Here is a 15,931-nt window from a genome sequence, read left to right on the forward strand (position 1 = left end):
GATATTCAGGCCGCATAATAGCGAAAGACGCAGAGCGGAACGCGAACCGATCTACACCACTCCACGGGGCATTATCGCCACCGGCCAGCTCAGCAGCGCCCCACACAGCGCGAGGGCGATCCAGATCCGCCCTTTCCACCGCCCACCCCGCCGCACCACCGCGGTGGCGGGAAGGCGGCCGGTGGCAGCGGGGGGATAAGCCGGCGTGGTCGGGGCCGGGGAGCCCGGGGTGGGAGTGGCCTGGGCGTGATCGGTGGCCGGGTCAGGGCTGGCCGGGTCAGGGCTGGCCGGGTCAGGGCTGGCCGGGTCAGGGCTGGCCGGGTCAGCGGCTTCGGCGGGGACGTCGAGTCGGCGCACCGTTGCGGCATGCCCCCGCCGGTTCGTCGCGACGCCCCCGAACCGCCGAGGTCACCCGCCGCGCCTACCCCGCACTACACCCGCCTTTAACTGAGATGTCGGGACAGGTGGGATGGACCGCGCGGTGAAGCGAGGCGAGGCTCACGCCGGCCGCCCGGCGCCCGTCAGTCCGGGTCGTAGGCCAGGTTCGGGCGCAGCCAGCGCTCGATCTCCGCGATGTCGAGACCACGGCGACGGGCGTAATCCTCGACCTGGTCGCGGTTGATGCGCCCCACGGTGAAGTAGGTCGACGCCGGGTTCGCGAAGATCAGACCACTGACGGCCGACGCCGGGGTCATCGCGAACGACTCCGTCAGCGCGAGGCCGGCGGCGCCGGCGTCGAGCAGGTCGAACAGCGCCTGCTTCTCACTGTGATCTGGGCTGGCGGGGTAGCCGAACGCGGGTCGGATGCCGCGGAAGCGCTCCGCGTGCAGGTCCGCGAGGTCCGGCTCGGACCCCGGCTCGAACCAGTCCCGGCGGGCGGCGAGATGGACGTACTCGGCGAACGCCTCCGCGAGCCGGTCCGCCAGCGCCTTCACCATGATCGCCCGGTAGTCGTCCTGCTGGCTCTCGAACTCGGCCGCGAGCGCGTTCGCGCCCTGGATGCCCACGGCGAACGCGCCGATGTGGTCACCGGCGGGTGCCACGTAGTCGGCGAGGCTGCGGTTCGGCCGGCCGGCCGGCTTCACCGTCTGCTGGCGCAGCATCGGCATCCGCAGCAGCCCGTCGACGGCACCGTCGACCTCCCGGCCCCGGGCGGCCTCGTCCAGCTCGATCAGCAGGTCATCGCCGTCGCTGTTCGCCGGCCAGAAGCCGTAGACACCCTTCGCCTGCAGGCTGCCGTCCTTGATGATCTGGTCGAGCAGCGCGTTGCCCTCGTCGAACAGCTCGCGGGCGACCGGCTGGTCCAGAATCGCCGGGTACTTGCCCTTCAGCTCCCAGGCCAGGAAGAAGAACTGCCAGTCGATCATTTCGCGCAGCTCGCTCAGCTCTGGCGCGACCGTCCGCAGCCCGGTGAACGCCGGGGTGGGCAGGTCGGAGAAGTCGACCTGCTCCCGGTTCGCCCGCGCGTCGGCGAGGCTCAGCATCGGCTGTGAGCGCCGGTTCTCGTGCGCCTCGCGCAGCCGCTCCTGCTCCACCCGGTTCGCCGTGTCGAGCGTCGCGGCGCGGCCCGGGTCGAGCAGGTCGGAGACGACCCCGACGACCCGGGAGGCGTCCAGCACATGCACGGTGGTCGACTCGTAGGCGGGGGCGATGCGCACCGCGGTGTGCTGGCGCGAGGTGGTGGCGCCACCGATGAGCAGCGGCAGGTGCAGCCCGCGCCGCTGCATCTCGGCGGCGACCGTGACCATCTCGTCCAACGACGGTGTGATCAGGCCGGACAGCCCGACGGCGTCGGCGCCCTCGGCGATCGCGGTGTCCAGGATGACCTTCGCGGGCACCATCACGCCGAGGTCGATCACCTCGTAGTTGTTGCAGCCGAGCACCACGCCGACGATGTTCTTGCCGATGTCGTGCACGTCGCCCTTGACGGTGGCGAGCACGACCTTGCCGTTGCCCTGCCTGCCGCCGGCGCCCTCCTCCTCCGGCTCGGCGACGCCGCCCGCCTCCTCGATCGCCCGGGCCCGCTCGGCCCGGTCGGCGGCGAGCTGGGCCTTCTCCGCCTCCATGTACGGCTCCAGGTAGGCGACAGAGCGCTTCATCACCCGCGCGCTCTTCACCACCTGGGGCAGGAACATCTTCCCCGAGCCGAACAGGTCGCCGACGATCTTCATACCGTCCATCAGCGGGCCCTCGATCACGTCGAGGGGGCGCGCGGCGTCGGCGCGGGCCTCCTCCGTGTCGGCCTCGATGAAGTCGACGATGCCGTGCACCAGCGCGTGGGACAGCCGTGCCGCGACCGGTGCCTCCCGCCAGGACAAGTCGACGACCCGCTGGGTGCCCTTGCCGCCGCTGACGGTCTCGGCGAACGAGACGAGCCGGTCGGTGGCGTCCTCGCGCCGGTCGAACAGCACGTCCTCGACGAGTTCGAGCAGGTCGGCGGGGATGTCCGCGTAGACGGCGAGCTGCCCGGCGTTGACGATGCCCATGTCCAGCCCGGCGCGCACCGCGTGCAGCAGGAACGCCGAGTGCATCGCCTCGCGGACGATGTCGTTGCCGCGGAACGAGAACGACAGGTTCGAGATGCCGCCGCTGATCCGCACGCCCGGGCAGCGCTGTTTGATCAGGGGCAGCGCGTTGATGAACGCCTTGGCGTAGCCGTTGTGCTCGGCGATGCCGGTGGCCACGGCGAGCACGTTCGGGTCGAAGACGATGTCCTCGGCGGGGAAGCCGATCCCGGTGAGCAGGTCGTACGCGCGACCACAGATCGCCACCTTGCGCTCGGTGGTGTCCGCCTGGCCCTGCTCGTCGAAGGCCATGACGACGGCGCCGGCGCCGAAGTCGCGGATCTGCCGGGCGTGCTCGAGGAAGACCTCCTCGCCCTCCTTGAGGCTGATCGAGTTGACCACGCCCTTGCCCTGGACGCAGCGCAGCCCCGCCGCCAGCACGCTCCAGCGCGAGCTGTCGATCATGATCGGCAGCCGGGCCGCCTCCGGCTCGGTGGCCAGCAGGTTCAGGAACGTCGTCATCGCCTGCTCGCTCTCGAGCAGGTCGGCGTCCATGTTCACGTCGATCAGGTTCGCCCCGCCGCGCACCTGCTCGAGGGCGACATCGACGGCCCCCTGGTAGTTGTCGGCCTCGACGAGCCGGCGAAAGCGCGCCGAACCGGTCACGTTCGTCCGCTCGCCGATCATGACGAAGCCGGTGTCCGGGCCGATCTCGAAGGTCTCCAGGCCGCTGAACCGCGTCCGCGGCTCGGGGGCGGGCACCGGCCGGGGCGGGCGCCCGTCGACCGCGGCGGAGATCCGGGCGATGTGCGCCGGCGTCGTCCCGCAGCAGCCACCGACGATGTTGACCATCCCGGCGGCGGCGAACTCGCCGATGAGTCGGCCGGCCTCCTCGGGGGTCTGGTCGTAGCCGCCGAAGGCGTTGGGCAGCCCGGCGTTCGGGTGGCAGGCGGTGTAGGTGTTCGCGATCCGGGACAGCGCCTCGACGTGCGGACGCATCTCCTCCGCGCCCAGCGAGCAGTTCACGCCGACGACCAGCGGTTCCGCGTGCGCGATGGAGGTCCAGAACGCCTCGACGGTCTGCCCCGACAGGGTGCGCCCGGACAGGTCGACGATCGTCACCGAGATCCACAGCGGCAGCTGCGGCGCGACGTCCCGCGCCGCGGCGATCGCGGCCTTCGCGTTCAGCGTGTCGAAGATCGTCTCGACGAGCAGCAGGTCGACGCCGCCCTCGACGAGCGCGCTGATCTGCTCGGCGTAGGCCGCGCGGACCTCCTCGAAGGTCACCGCCCGGTACGCCGGGTCCTCGACCCGCGGGGACAGCGACAGCGTCACGTTCAGCGGGCCGATGGACCCGGCGACGAACCGGCCGCCGGCCTCGTCCGCTGCCTGCCGGGCGAGCTGGGCGCCGCGGATGTTCATCTCCCGCACCAGCGTCTGGAGCCCGTAGTCGGACTGGCCGATGCTGGTCGCGGTGAAGGTGTTCGTGGTGGTGATGTCGGCGCCCGCGGCCAGGTACTGCCGGTGCACGTCGAGAATGACGTCCGGCCGGGTGAGGTTGAGCAGGTCCGGGTCGCCGGCGACGTCCTTGGGATGGTCACGCAGCGAGTCGAGCTGGTAGTCCGCCGGGGTCAGCCCGGCGTTCTGCAGCATCGTGCCCCAGGCGCCGTCCAGGACGACCACCCGCTGGCCCAGCAGCTCCCGCAGGGCGGCGGCGCTCTCGCGGGGGGCGGCGCCATCGGCGGGGGCGGAACCCTCGCGGGTCGCCTCGGCCGCCGACGCGTCGCGGACGGAAGTGGAACTGGCCATGTGACACCTCCCGGTCGTGGGAGGCGCCCTTTCACGGTGGTACGGGCCGAGCGTGGCGGACCTGGGCCCGTTGCGAGCTCCGTCCGTTGCAGCGCCTCTCGACCTGAGCGTAACGATACCGTGCCCCCGTGATCCCTTCCGGCCGGCCGAGTGCCGTGCGAGGCTCTCGCGATGAGGCACATTTCTCACCGGCCACGCCTTGCCGCACCGCCGTTGACCCCCCGGCGGGACCCCCGCCGAACGCGAACCACCTGGAGAACGACGTGATGACGCGCCCGACGCTCCTGGGGAACCTGACTCGCCCGGGGAACCTGTGACCGCCGCGGGAGCCGGCCACTCCGCAACCCCGCTGGCGCGCAAGCTGGGCGTCCGGCCGGGCCATCGGCTCGTGCTCGCCGCCGCGCCGCCCGGATGGGAGATCCCCGACCTGCCCGGGGACGTCGACGTGGAGTATGTCGCCGGTCCGCTCGCTGCGGGCCTGGCCGAGGGGCTGGGCCAGGTCGACGTCGTGGTGGCGTTCTGCCGGGCGGCAGCGAACGTGGCGGTCGCCGTCGACCTGTTCGCCGACCCGATCCGCCCGTCGGGCGGGCTGTGGCTGGCCTGGCCGCGCCGCGCCGCCGGCCATCGCAGCGACGTCAACGAGAACCTGCTGCGCGAGGTTGCCCTCCCACGGGGCCTGGTCGACAACAAGGTCGCCGCCATCGACGAGAACTGGTCCGGCCTGCGCGTTGTCTGGCGCCGCGTACACCGCTGACGGTTCCGCCGCGCACCGCGGGTGGGCCCGCACACCGCGGGCGGGCTGTTCAGCCCGCTCGCGCGCCGGTCATCCCGCTCGCGCGCCGGTCATCCCGCTCGCGCGCCGGTCATCCCGCTCGCACGCCGGCGAGGTGGGTGACGGTGTTGAACTCGGCGAGCGCGAGCCGGTCGCCGGAGCGAACGAAACGGGTGATTCCGGCGTTGCGGATACCGCCGGCGGCGCTGATGCGTCCCAGCTCGTCGTACGACAGCCCCTCGATGATCTGGCGCAGCACGACGACCACGGCGTCGTGCGCGACGACGAGAACCCGCCGGCCGGGATACGCGGCGTCGAAGTCCGTCAGCAGCGAGCCGAGGCGCTCGGCGATGTCGGGAAAATTCTCCCCGCCGGGCGGGCGGTACAGCCACGTTCCCTCGGCGCGCCACCGCGCCGCCTCCGCCGGGAACGCGGCCTCGATCGCGAGCCTGCTCATCAGTTCCAGCTCGCCCATCAGCCGGTCGACGAGCCGGTCGTCGAACGTCGGCGTGGGCAGCGTCAGCCCGGCGCCGGCGGACGCCTCGGCGGCGATCTCGTAGGTCCGCCGGGCCCGCAGGTACGGCGAGCAGACCACAACCTGCGGCGGTGCGGTGACCGGCGAGTCGGCGGCGAGCGACCGGCCGAGCGCGGCGGCCTGCGCCTCGCCGAGGGCCGTCAGCTTCACCTCGGCGTCGGTACAGGTCAGGCCCGTGTCTGGACGCCCCGCCGCCCGGGCCGCCGGGAAGGCGACGTTGGCCTCGCTCTGCCCGTGCCGCACCGCCATCAGTTCCGTGATCAGGACGTTCACCCCCGAGTCGAGTCCGGTCCCAGCCGGCCGTGCCGGTTTGACCCGGCCATCCGACGATGCCACGGCGGCGCGGCCAACCGGCGCGCCCGCGTACCGGAGTGAGAAGGATCCGACCTCGCTCCAGGGCCGCCGTCCGGCTCGGTCGGGGGAGCGTGCGTGGGAGAGAGCCGTCCTGACTCTTCGACAGCCCTTCGCGGCCGATTTATCCCTATCGAAGAGTCGTTGGGCGCTCAGCGGTGTATCCGGTGGGCGCCGGGTCAGCCGGCGGTGGTTGCCACCGCGGTGAGGGCTTCGAGGTGGCGGCGCATGCGGTGGCGGGCCAGGGCGCGATCGCCGTCGATCAGGGCCTCGAGAATTCCCCGGTGGGCCGCCCGGTCGGCCGCGCCGTGCTGCGGGATCGCGGCGTGGCTGGAACATCGGGTATCGATCCTCCTCGCCGCCGGGTGGCGGGACCGGGGGGGTCATCGCGAGGTGCCGGCGTGTCTCACTTACGGCCGGCGGTCCAGTTCAGCCCCCATCCGTAGGCCTGGTCCAGCTCACGGTGACCGCTGACGTACCGGACCTCCCGGCTCACGGTGAAGTCGCCACCAGTATTGGTCAGCAGGGCGATCGCGCACATCCTGGCCCCACCGGCCTTCTCGTCGAGGCGTACCTCGATGGGGGCTCCCTGCGCGGGGGTCAGGGTGACCACCGCGTCGGCCTGGTCGAACGAGGCGGCGCCCTCGTAGATGAAGGCGAACACGAGCACCCGGCGGATCTGCGCGACCTGGGCGAGGTTGACGTACAGGTTCTCGCCGCCGGCGGTGGCGCCGGTGCGGTCGTCGGCGTCGAGGTGGATGTAGGGCGGCCCGTCGAAGGAGCCGAAGGCGTCGCCAAGGGCCTGGACGACTCCCGACCGACCGTCGGAGAGTTCGAACAGGGCGGCGAGGTCCAGGTCGGTCCCGCCGCCGGCGGCGCCGAGCACCCGCTTGAGGAAGCCGCCCTTCTGCGGGGCGCCACCACCCGGGCTCTGGTTCCAGTTCAGGTTCACGTGCAGCCGCCCGCCGCCACCCTGCTTGCTCAGCGACACGGTCGGTGTGGACTTGGTCAGGGTCACCTTGCTCAGGGAGACCGAGCCCGGGCTTGCCGGCCCGGGACGCTTGTTGTAGTCGATGCCCATGGTCCGCTCCCTCGCGGTCGCCAGCTGCCTGTGCGGTATCGGCCCGGCGGGCCGTGGTTCAAGGATGACGCCGTGGTGATGGATGACGCCGTGGTGATGGATGACGCGTGAAGCCCGGAAGCGGGGGCCGACCCGGCGGGCGGGTCGGCCCCGGCTCGTCCGGTTACTGATAGTCCTCCGGCTGTCCCTGCCTTCGGACAGGCGTGCCCTACAGCGGCGCGCCGACCGGCTGGCGATCCGCGTCGTCGCCGTCACCGGCGGGCGCCGGCCCCTCGTCGGCGGCCCCGCGCCGACGGTGCAGGATCGACGAGATCAGCGCCAGCCCGATGAAGGCCACCCCGACGAGCCCGGTGACGATCTCCGGGACCTCGGTCTCGATCGAGACAGCGAGAATGATCGCCAGCGCGCCGATAGCGTAGTGCGCCCCGTGCTCGAGGTAGATGTACTCGGACAAGGTGCCCCGGCGGACGAGGTACACCGTCAGGGATCGGATGTACATCGCGCCGATGCCCAGGCCGGCGGCGATGATGAAGATGTTCTGCGAGATCGCGAAGGCTCCGACCACGCCGTCGAACGAGAACGACGCGTCGATGACCTCCAGGTACAGGAACAGGAACGCGGCGGCCTTGCCGGTGGCGAGCACGAGCTTCGGGGTGCCCGTGGTGCCGGTGCGGCCCACCGCACCGGCGGCGGCGACCTCCTCGGCCTCGTCGTCGTCCCCGGCCTCCTCACCGACGCCGCGGGACTCGAAGAACTCACCGAGTCCGCGCACCGCCAGGTAGGTGGCGAGGCCGGCGACACCCGAGGTCAGCACCTGCTGCGTGTGGTCGCCGGAGAACGCCTCGCCGACGACGAGCAGCGCGACGAGCGCGACCACGATCGGGATGACATCAAGCTGGCCGGCGCGGCGCAGCGGCTCCTCCAGCTTCTTGATCCACTGCACGTCCCGCTCGGGGTCGAACAGGAAGTCCAGGAACAGCATGAACAGGAAGATCCCGCCGAACGCCGCGATCGCCGGGTGGGCTGCGTTGAGCTTCTCCCCGTAGGCCGCGCCGTCGTTGAGCGCCAGATCGAAGACGTCGGCCGGGCTCAGGTGCGCGGTGAGCGCCACGATCACGATCGGGAAGAGCAGCCGCATGCCGAACACGGCGATGAGCACGCCGACCGTGAGGAAGAGCTTCTGCCAGAACGCGCTCATGCGGCGCAGGATCGTCGCGTTGATGACCGCGTTGTCGAACGAGAGGCTGATCTCGAGTACCGCGAGAATGGCCACGAGTGCCGCGTCCCGGGGGCCACCGATCACTCCCGCCGCGGCCACCCCCAGCACGGTGATGGCCAGAGACCACCCGAAGATCCGCAGGGCGTGCACGCCTAATCAACACCTTCCAGGACCGCTCGCCAGACCCCGGTCGCGCCGCGCGGCGGATCCGCGGTCCCTCGGATCCGTCCCTGTCGCCTGAACTCGCCGGCGACCGCGTCGGCCTGGACCAGGTGGCCCCGGACGGCGGTCGACGGCATCGTAGCTGCATGTTCGGCGGGCGCTACCTGACAAATGGGTTTACGCGGGCCGATGGCCCGCTACCCGTGCACGACGCCCGCGGCTACTCGCCGGGCCGGCACGGCACGTCACCGGTGGTCCCGCACTGGTGACGTTCGTCGCGGGGGGCCCGACCACCGACCGGGCCCGGGCCCACCGCCTGCTTGCGCCGCCGGCACGCCCGCCGCCGGCGACGGCCCGCGTCAGACGTTGACGCCGAAGTCCCGGGCGATCCCGGCGAGACCGGAGGCGTAGCCCTGCCCGACGGCGCGGAACTTCCAGTCGGCGCCGTGCCGGTAGACCTCTCCGAACACCATCGCCGTCTCGGTGGAGGCGTCCTCGGTGAGGTCGTAGCGGGCGATCTCGGTGCCGCCGGCGCCGTTGACGATGCGGATGAAGGCGTTGCGGACCTGGCCGAAGCTCTGCTGGCGGGTCTCCGCGTCGTAGATCGAGACCGGGAACACGATCTTGTCGATCTCGGCCGGCAGGGAGGCCAGGGCCACCGTGATGGCCTCGTCGTCGCCCTCGCCCTCACCGGTGAGGTTGTCGCCCTGGTGCTCGATCGAACCGTCGGGGCTCTTGAGGTTGTTGAAGAAGATGAAGAACCCGTCCGAGACGACCTTGCCGTCGGACCGGCACGCGATGGCGCTGGCGTCGAGGTCGAAGTCGGCGCCGGTCGTGCTGCGCGCGTCCCAGCCGAGACCGACGAGAATACTGGTCAGGCCAGGGGCCTCCTTCGACAGCGAGACGTTGCCGCCCTTGCTGAGACTGACTCCCACGATGTCCTCCTGCTCCGTGTTGACCGCTGTTCGGGTGCGCAGTTCGAGTGCGCTGTTCGGGTGCGCTGTTCGCTGGCGCCACCGGCTGTCGACCACTGTCGCCGTCGCTCGTCGCCGGGGTGCCTGCCTGCCGCGCCGCGCTGATACTGATGGTGCCGGGCACGCCAGTCGGCGGCGCGGGCCGACGCACTGATGTCCGCCGCCCCACCGCTGCCCCAGGCGCGGCGCCCCGCCGGTCGAGCGCCGGCAGCGTACTGCCGGGCACGATCGTCGACGCGCCTGCACCCGCGGATGGCCACGCACCGGAGTACGTGTGCTCTGCGGGACGAACGGGTTGCCCGGGAGGTTCCCACCGCCGGTGGGTGCCGGCACGGGTATACCTGCCCGGCGCGGCCGACGCCGTCGCGAACCCGACAGGCGCGGACCGGCCCGCTGACCCGGCCGGATCCCGCAGCCCCGTCACGCCGCCGTAACACGTCCGGAACGGGCCTGGGCGGGTTTTTCGGCTCCCCAGCCACGGGAAACACCACCGCCGGGAGGTGCGCCCAGCGGCCACGGGACTGCCCGCTGTCACCAGCCTGGCCGCGAAAACGCCCGCCAGACAGCACAACGGACACGGTTCGGACGTTCACCGGTGCCGCAACTGGGGAACATCGGGTTCAGCGCCAACCATCCGGACGGGGCAGACAGACCCACCTCGATGCCAACAATCACCCACGAGATGGTCCCAGGCCGTTCACGCAGAGGTGTCGCTATTCGCCACGTACAGGGCGGACCATTGGGGTGTGGTTCGTCTGGATAAGGTCGCCATGATGATCGGACGTTCGGTAGGCCGGGTTGTCATCTCCGACGTGACCCCGGTCGTGTCGTGTGGGCAGTGGCCCGCACGCGCGGTCGTGGGCGAGACTTTCACTGTCAGCGCGACCGTCTTTCGAGAAGGTCATGATCTGCTCGGCGCGAACGCCGTGCTGTCCGGCCCCGACGGGCAGGGCGCACCATTCGTCCGCCTGCTCGCGGTGGGCGAGGGCACGGACCGCTACGAGGCGGAGATCACCACGGCCGAGGAGGGCCTGTGGGGGTTCCGCGTCGAGGCATGGTCCGATCCTGTCGCCACCTGGCGGCACGGCATCGAGCTCAAGGTCGGCGCCGGCCAGACGGTCGACGAGCTCGCGGTCGACTTCGAGGACGGCGCACGGCTGCTGCTACGGGCTCTGCCGGGCGTGCCGGAGGGCCGCCGGGCGGAGATCGCCCGGGCCGTCGCCGCGCTGCGCGACGACGCGCTCGAGGATCCACGTGACCGGATCCGTGCGGCGGTCGACCCGCGGCTGGCCAGCCTGCTCGACGCGTTCCCGCTACGTGAGCTGATCACCCGATCGCCGCTGTACCGGGTGTGGGTGGACCGGCCCAGGGCGCTGTACGGCAGCTGGTACGAGATGTTCCCCCGTTCGGAGGGGGCGACGCTCGACCCGCCCCGTTCGGGTACCTTCCTGACCGCCGCCGAGCGCCTGCCGGCAATCGCCGACATGGGCTTCGACGTCGTCTACCTGCCGCCGATCCACCCGGTCGGCGAGGTCAACCGCAAGGGCCCGAACAACACCCTCGTCCCGGGCCCGGACGACCCGGGCTCGCCGTGGGCGATCGGCAGCGAGCACGGCGGCCACGACGCGGTGCATCCGGACCTCGGGACGATCGAGGACTTCGACCTGTTCGTCGCCCGCGCGCGCTCGCTCGGCCTGGAGGTCGCGCTCGACCTCGCCCTGCAGTGCGCGCCGGACCACCCGTGGGCCAAGGTGCATCCCGAGTGGTTCGTCGTGCGCAGCGACGGCTCGATCGCCTACGCCGAGAACCCGCCGAAGAAGTACCAGGACATCTATCCGCTGAACTTCGACGCCGACCCGACCGGGCTCTATCAGGAGATCCTGCGGGTCGTCCGGCACTGGACGGCGCACGGAGTCCGCATCTTCCGCGTCGACAATCCGCACACGAAGCCGGTCGAGTTCTGGGAATGGCTCATCGGTCAGGTGAAGGCGGTCGAGCCGGACGTTCTTTTCCTCGCCGAGGCTTTCACCCGACCGCCGATGATGCACACCCTGGCGAAAATCGGCTTCACCCAGTCGTACACGTATTTCACCTGGCGCACCCAGAAGTGGGAACTCGAGGCGTACGCCCGTGAACTCGTGGACGCCGGTCACTACATGCGGCCGAACTTCTTCGTGAACACGCCGGACATCCTGCACGCCTATCTCCAGGACGGCGGGCCGGCGGCCTTCCGGATCCGCGCGGTTCTCGCCGCGACGCTGTCTCCGACCTGGGGCGTGTACGCCGGTTACGAGCTGTACGAGAGCGTGGCGGTCAAGCCGGGCAGCGAGGAGTACCTCGACTCGGAGAAGTACCAGTACCGGCCGCGGGACTGGGCGGCCGCCGAGCGGGCGGGTCGATCGCTGGCGCCCTATCTCACCCGGCTCAACCAGATCCGCCGCGCCCATCCGGCGTTGCACTGGCTGCGCAACCTGCAGGTGCACCATGCCGACAGCGACCAGATCATGGTCTATTCGAAGCGGCTGGTCGACACCGGTGACGGCAGGGCCGACACCGTGCTCGTCGTGGTCAACCTCGACCCGCACAACGCGCACTGGACCACGGTGCGCCTCGACATGCCCGCGCTCGGGCTGGACTGGCAGGACACCGTCGAGGTCACCGACGAGATCACCGGGGCCACCTACCAGTGGGGCCGGGAGAACTTCGTTCGCCTGGACCCGGCGGTAGAGCCCGCGCACGTTCTCACCCTGCGGACCCGGTCGTGACGGACGAGCCGCGCACCGACCAGGGCCTCTCGACCCGGGAGGACACCTCGACCCGGGAGGACACCTCGACCCGGGACGACACCTCGACCCGGGACGAGCCGTTGTTCGTCGGGGAACCGACGAACAACGAACCGCAGCCGCTCAGCGAGCCGATGGGGGCCGACGTGCCCGGCCCGGGGCCGGCCGGGCCGGTGCGGGAGTCCGCCCGCGACCCGCACTGGTACAAGCGGTCGGTCTTCTACGAGGTGCTGATCCGCGGCTTCGCCGACTCCAACGGCGACGGCACGGGCGACATCCGCGGGCTCATCGACAAGCTCGACTATCTGGAGTGGCTCGGCGTCGACTGCCTGTGGCTGCTGCCGATCTACAACTCGCCGTTGCGCGACGGCGGCTACGACATCGCCGACTACTTCCAGATCCTGCCCGAGTTCGGCGACCTGGGGGACTTCGTCAGCCTCGTCGACGAGGCGCACCGCCGTGGCATCCGGATCATCGCCGACCTGGTCATGAACCACACCTCGGACGCCCATCCGTGGTTCCAGGCGTCGCGCTCGGACCCAGACGGACCGTACGGGGACTTCTACGTCTGGTCCGACACCGACGAGCGGTACCCCGAGGCCCGCATCATCTTCGTCGACACCGAGAAGTCGAACTGGTCCTGGGACCCGGTGCGCGGCCAGTACTACTGGCACCGGTTCTTCTCCCACCAGCCCGACCTGAACTACGACAACCCCGACGTGCAGGAGGCGATGCTCGAGGTCCTGCGGTTCTGGCTGGACCTCGGGATCGACGGCTTCCGCCTCGACGCGGTGCCCTACCTCTACGTCCGGGACGGCACCAACGGCGAGAATCTCCCCGAGACGCACGAGTACCTGCGCCGCGTCCGCAAGGAGGTCGACGCCAAGTACGCCGACCGGGTGCTGCTCGCCGAGGCGAACCAGTGGCCCTCCGACGTCGTCGAGTACTTCGGTGCCGACGACGAGTGCCACATGGCGTTCCACTTCCCGCTGATGCCGCGCATCTTCATGGCGGTCCGCCGCGAGTCGCGCTACCCGATCTCCGAGATCCTGGCGCAGACCCCGCAGATCCCGCCGAACTGCCAGTGGGGCATCTTCCTGCGCAACCACGACGAGCTCACGCTCGAGATGGTGACCGATGACGAACGCGACTACATGTGGGCGGAGTACGCGAAGGACCCCCGCATGAAGGCGAACATCGGCATCCGCCGGCGTCTCGCGCCGCTGCTGGACAACAGCCGCGACCAGATGGAGCTGTTCACCGCGCTGCTGTTGTCGCTGCCCGGTTCGCCGGTGCTCTACTACGGCGACGAGATCGGCATGGGCGACAACATCTACCTCGGTGACCGGGACAGCGTCCGGACACCGATGCAGTGGTCGCCGGACCGCAACGCCGGTTTCTCCACGGCCGACCCGGCCCGCCTCTACCTGCCCCTGATCATGGATCCGGTGTACGGATACCAGGGCCTGAACGTCGAGGCCGGGCAGCGGACAGCGACCTCGTTCCTGTCCTGGACAAAGCGGATGATCGAGGTGCGCAAGCGGCATCCCGTCTTCGGCCAGGGCAGTTACGAGGAGCTGGCCGCGTCCAATCCGTCGGTCTTCGCATATGTACGGGAGCTCGGCGACGACTCCGTCCTGTGCGTCGCGAACCTGTCCCGCTTCGCCCAGCCGGTCGAGCTCGACCTGCGCAGATTCGCCGGAATGGTGCCGGTCGAGCTGCTCGGCCGGGTGCACTTCCCGCCGATCGGCGACCTGCCCTACCTGCTGACGCTGCCCGGTCACGGCCATTATTGGTTCGCACTGACAAGAACGGGGGAATTCACCCCCTAGGCACGTTCGCGCGGGCGGCCGCCACAGGCTCAGGGCGATCGGTACGCACCCGGTGGACCAATGATCACAGCCGGTTACTCGGCGTTAGGTTGACACCATGACAGTCGTGCACAGGTACCAGGAGGCCGAGGATGGGTGACCACCACGCCGAACTGGCGGGCCTGCTGACCGACTGGCTGCCCCGGCAGCGCTGGTTCGCCGGCCGGGGACGCGGCGCCGGGCGGGTCCAGATCCGCCGGGACGTCACCGTCCTCGAGCCGCTGCGACTGCTGATCGTTGACGTCGACTACGAGCGCGGACCCGCTGACCATTACCAGGTCCCGCTGGTGGTCCGGGCCGACGCGCCGTTCGGCCACGAGGGCTTCCTGCTGGGCGAGTGCGCAGGCGGGCTGGTGTACGACGGCCTGCAGGACCCCGACGGCGCCGCCGCGCTACTGCGATTCCTCGCCCGCGCGACGCACCGCGACGATCTCGTCGCCGAACTGCGCGGTCCGGCCGCCGCGGGCGCCACCCCGCTGGAGAACCTGCCGTCGCATCCCGTCGGTGCCGAGCAGTCCAACACGTCGATCATCTACGGCGACGCGTACATCCTCAAGGTCTTTCGCCGGCTCTGGGCGGGCGTCAACCCCGACCTGGAGGTCACCCGGGCCCTGGCCGACACCGGCAGCCAGCATGTCGCCGCCCCCGTCGCCTGGTACTCCGGGCAGATCGAGGGTCGCGAGACCACGTTCGGCTTCCTGCAGGAGTATCTGCGCAGCGGCACCGAGGGCTGGCGGCTGGCGCTGGCCAGCGTGCGCGACCTCTACGCCGAGGGCGACCTGCACCCCGACGAGGTCGGCGGGGACTTCGCCGCCGAGTCGGAGCGGCTCGGCGCCGCCACCGCCGAGGTCCACGCGGACCTCGCCCGGGCGCTGCCGACCCGCTCGCCGACCGGGCAGGACCTGCGCGCCCTGGTCGCCTACCTGCACGGCCGGTTCGACGCCGCGCTCGACGCCACGCCCACCCTGCGGCCGTTCGAGGCGGCCGTGCGGGGCACCTACGACGAGCTGACCGACGCGGCGCCCGAGGACGTGCATCCGCGGCCCTTCCAGCGCCTGCACGGTGACCTGCACCTCGGTCAGGTGCTGCGGGTCGACTCGGGCTGGGTGCTGTTCGACTTCGAAGGGGAGCCGGCACGTCCCGTGGCGGACCGGGTCGGCCTGGAGTCGGTGCTGCGCGATGTGGCCGGGATGCTGCGGTCCTACGACTACGCGGCCCGCTCGATGCTGCTGGAACGCGGCGACGAGCCGGCGTTGAAGCACCGCGCGCAGGAGTGGGCGGACCGTAACCGGGAGGCTTTCTGCCGCGGCTACGGCCACGCGGCCGGCCGCGACCCGCGGGAGGACGCCGCGATGCTGCGTGCCTTCGAGCTCGACAAGGCCGTCTACGAGGTGCTGTACGAGACGCGGCACCGGCCGGCCTGGGCGGTGATCCCGCTCGCCGCGCTGGAGCGGCTCACCGCGACCGCGCCCCTCACCACGTGACGGTCCCTCACCGCGTGGCAGGCGCCCACCGCGCCCAGGCCGAGACCACCGACCCCGAGATCACCGACCCCGAGACCACCGACCCACGACTTGCAGCGAGCACGAATCCCAGTGAGCGGACGCGCGACGCGGACCGCGGGCGGAGAGAGGCAGGGGTGTCCCAGTGAACAACGGCGAGGTCAACCACGACAGCGACCGGACGGGACGCCGGGACGCCGCACAGGCCGGCGGCCGGCCCGAGTCCGTCTCGGCGAACGCGGCCAGCGGCGACCCGCAGGTCCAGGGCCGGGTGGCCCTCGCGGACCGCACCCGGCTGCGCCCGCAGGGGCAGCAGCAGGCTGCCGACCTCGTGTGCGATGCCGATCTCGTAGGCGCACCAGGGTGAG

General features: G+C 71.1%; 10 protein-coding genes. 5 read left to right on the forward strand and 5 right to left on the reverse strand.

Going from position 1 to position 15,931, the window contains the following annotated elements; translation table 11 throughout:
- Positions 1-521: 521 nt before the first annotated feature.
- The gene (gene metH, locus MXD58_RS07355; RefSeq protein WP_248841298.1) at positions 522-4,313 is read right to left on the reverse strand and encodes a methionine synthase; all 3,792 of its coding nucleotides are present in this window, start codon (positions 4,311-4,313) and stop codon (positions 522-524) included.
- A 313-nt stretch (positions 4,314-4,626) separates the two neighbouring features.
- Here metH and MXD58_RS07360 point away from each other — a divergent pair, with 313 nt between their 5' ends.
- Positions 4,627-5,067 carry a DUF3052 domain-containing protein gene (locus MXD58_RS07360; RefSeq protein WP_248841297.1) on the forward strand — a complete coding sequence of 147 codons (441 nt, stop codon included), beginning with the start codon at positions 4,627-4,629 and terminating at the stop codon, positions 5,065-5,067.
- 109 nt (positions 5,068-5,176) lie between these two features.
- On the opposite strand, the gene MXD58_RS07365 is transcribed toward MXD58_RS07360, so the two are convergent.
- The 4 genes from MXD58_RS07365 to MXD58_RS07380 all read right to left on the reverse strand — a co-directional run bounded on the left by MXD58_RS07365 (position 5,177) and on the right by MXD58_RS07380 (position 9,368).
- Positions 5,177-5,893: a histidine phosphatase family protein gene (locus tag MXD58_RS07365; protein ID WP_248841296.1), complete on the reverse strand. Its 717-nt coding sequence runs from the start codon at positions 5,891-5,893 to the stop codon at positions 5,177-5,179.
- Between the two features lie 484 nt (positions 5,894-6,377).
- Positions 6,378-7,052 (reverse strand): TerD family protein, encoded by a 675-nt coding sequence (locus MXD58_RS07370; protein ID WP_248836684.1) that lies wholly within the window; start codon positions 7,050-7,052, stop codon positions 6,378-6,380.
- A gap of 208 nt (positions 7,053-7,260) precedes the next feature.
- A complete protein-coding gene (locus MXD58_RS07375; RefSeq protein WP_248836685.1) occupies positions 7,261-8,421 on the reverse strand; it encodes a DUF475 domain-containing protein in 1,161 nt (386 codons plus the stop codon).
- 371 nt (positions 8,422-8,792) lie between these two features.
- Entirely contained in the window at positions 8,793-9,368 is a 576-nt protein-coding gene (locus tag MXD58_RS07380) for a TerD family protein (RefSeq protein WP_248836686.1), read from the reverse strand.
- An 809-nt stretch (positions 9,369-10,177) separates the two neighbouring features.
- Here MXD58_RS07380 and MXD58_RS07385 point away from each other — a divergent pair.
- From MXD58_RS07385 to MXD58_RS07400, 4 genes are all read left to right on the forward strand, one after another.
- The gene (locus tag MXD58_RS07385) at positions 10,178-12,172 is read left to right on the forward strand and encodes an alpha-1,4-glucan--maltose-1-phosphate maltosyltransferase (protein ID WP_248836843.1); all 1,995 of its coding nucleotides are present in this window, start codon (positions 10,178-10,180) and stop codon (positions 12,170-12,172) included.
- Between the two features lie 152 nt (positions 12,173-12,324).
- The gene (gene treS / locus MXD58_RS07390; protein WP_248836844.1) at positions 12,325-14,022 is read left to right on the forward strand and encodes a maltose alpha-D-glucosyltransferase; all 1,698 of its coding nucleotides are present in this window, start codon (positions 12,325-12,327) and stop codon (positions 14,020-14,022) included.
- A 131-nt stretch (positions 14,023-14,153) separates the two neighbouring features.
- Positions 14,154-15,545, forward strand: a complete 1,392-nt coding sequence (locus MXD58_RS07395) for a maltokinase N-terminal cap-like domain-containing protein (protein WP_248836687.1) — start codon at positions 14,154-14,156, stop codon at positions 15,543-15,545.
- A 163-nt stretch (positions 15,546-15,708) separates the two neighbouring features.
- Positions 15,709-15,930, forward strand: coding sequence for a hypothetical protein (locus MXD58_RS07400; RefSeq protein WP_250609139.1), 222 nt, complete (start codon positions 15,709-15,711; stop codon positions 15,928-15,930).
- The last annotated feature ends 1 nt before the right edge of the window (position 15,931 follow it).

This window comes from Frankia sp. AgKG'84/4 (genome assembly GCF_023242965.2).
Taxonomy (GTDB): domain Bacteria; phylum Actinomycetota; class Actinomycetes; order Frankiales; family Frankiaceae; genus Frankia.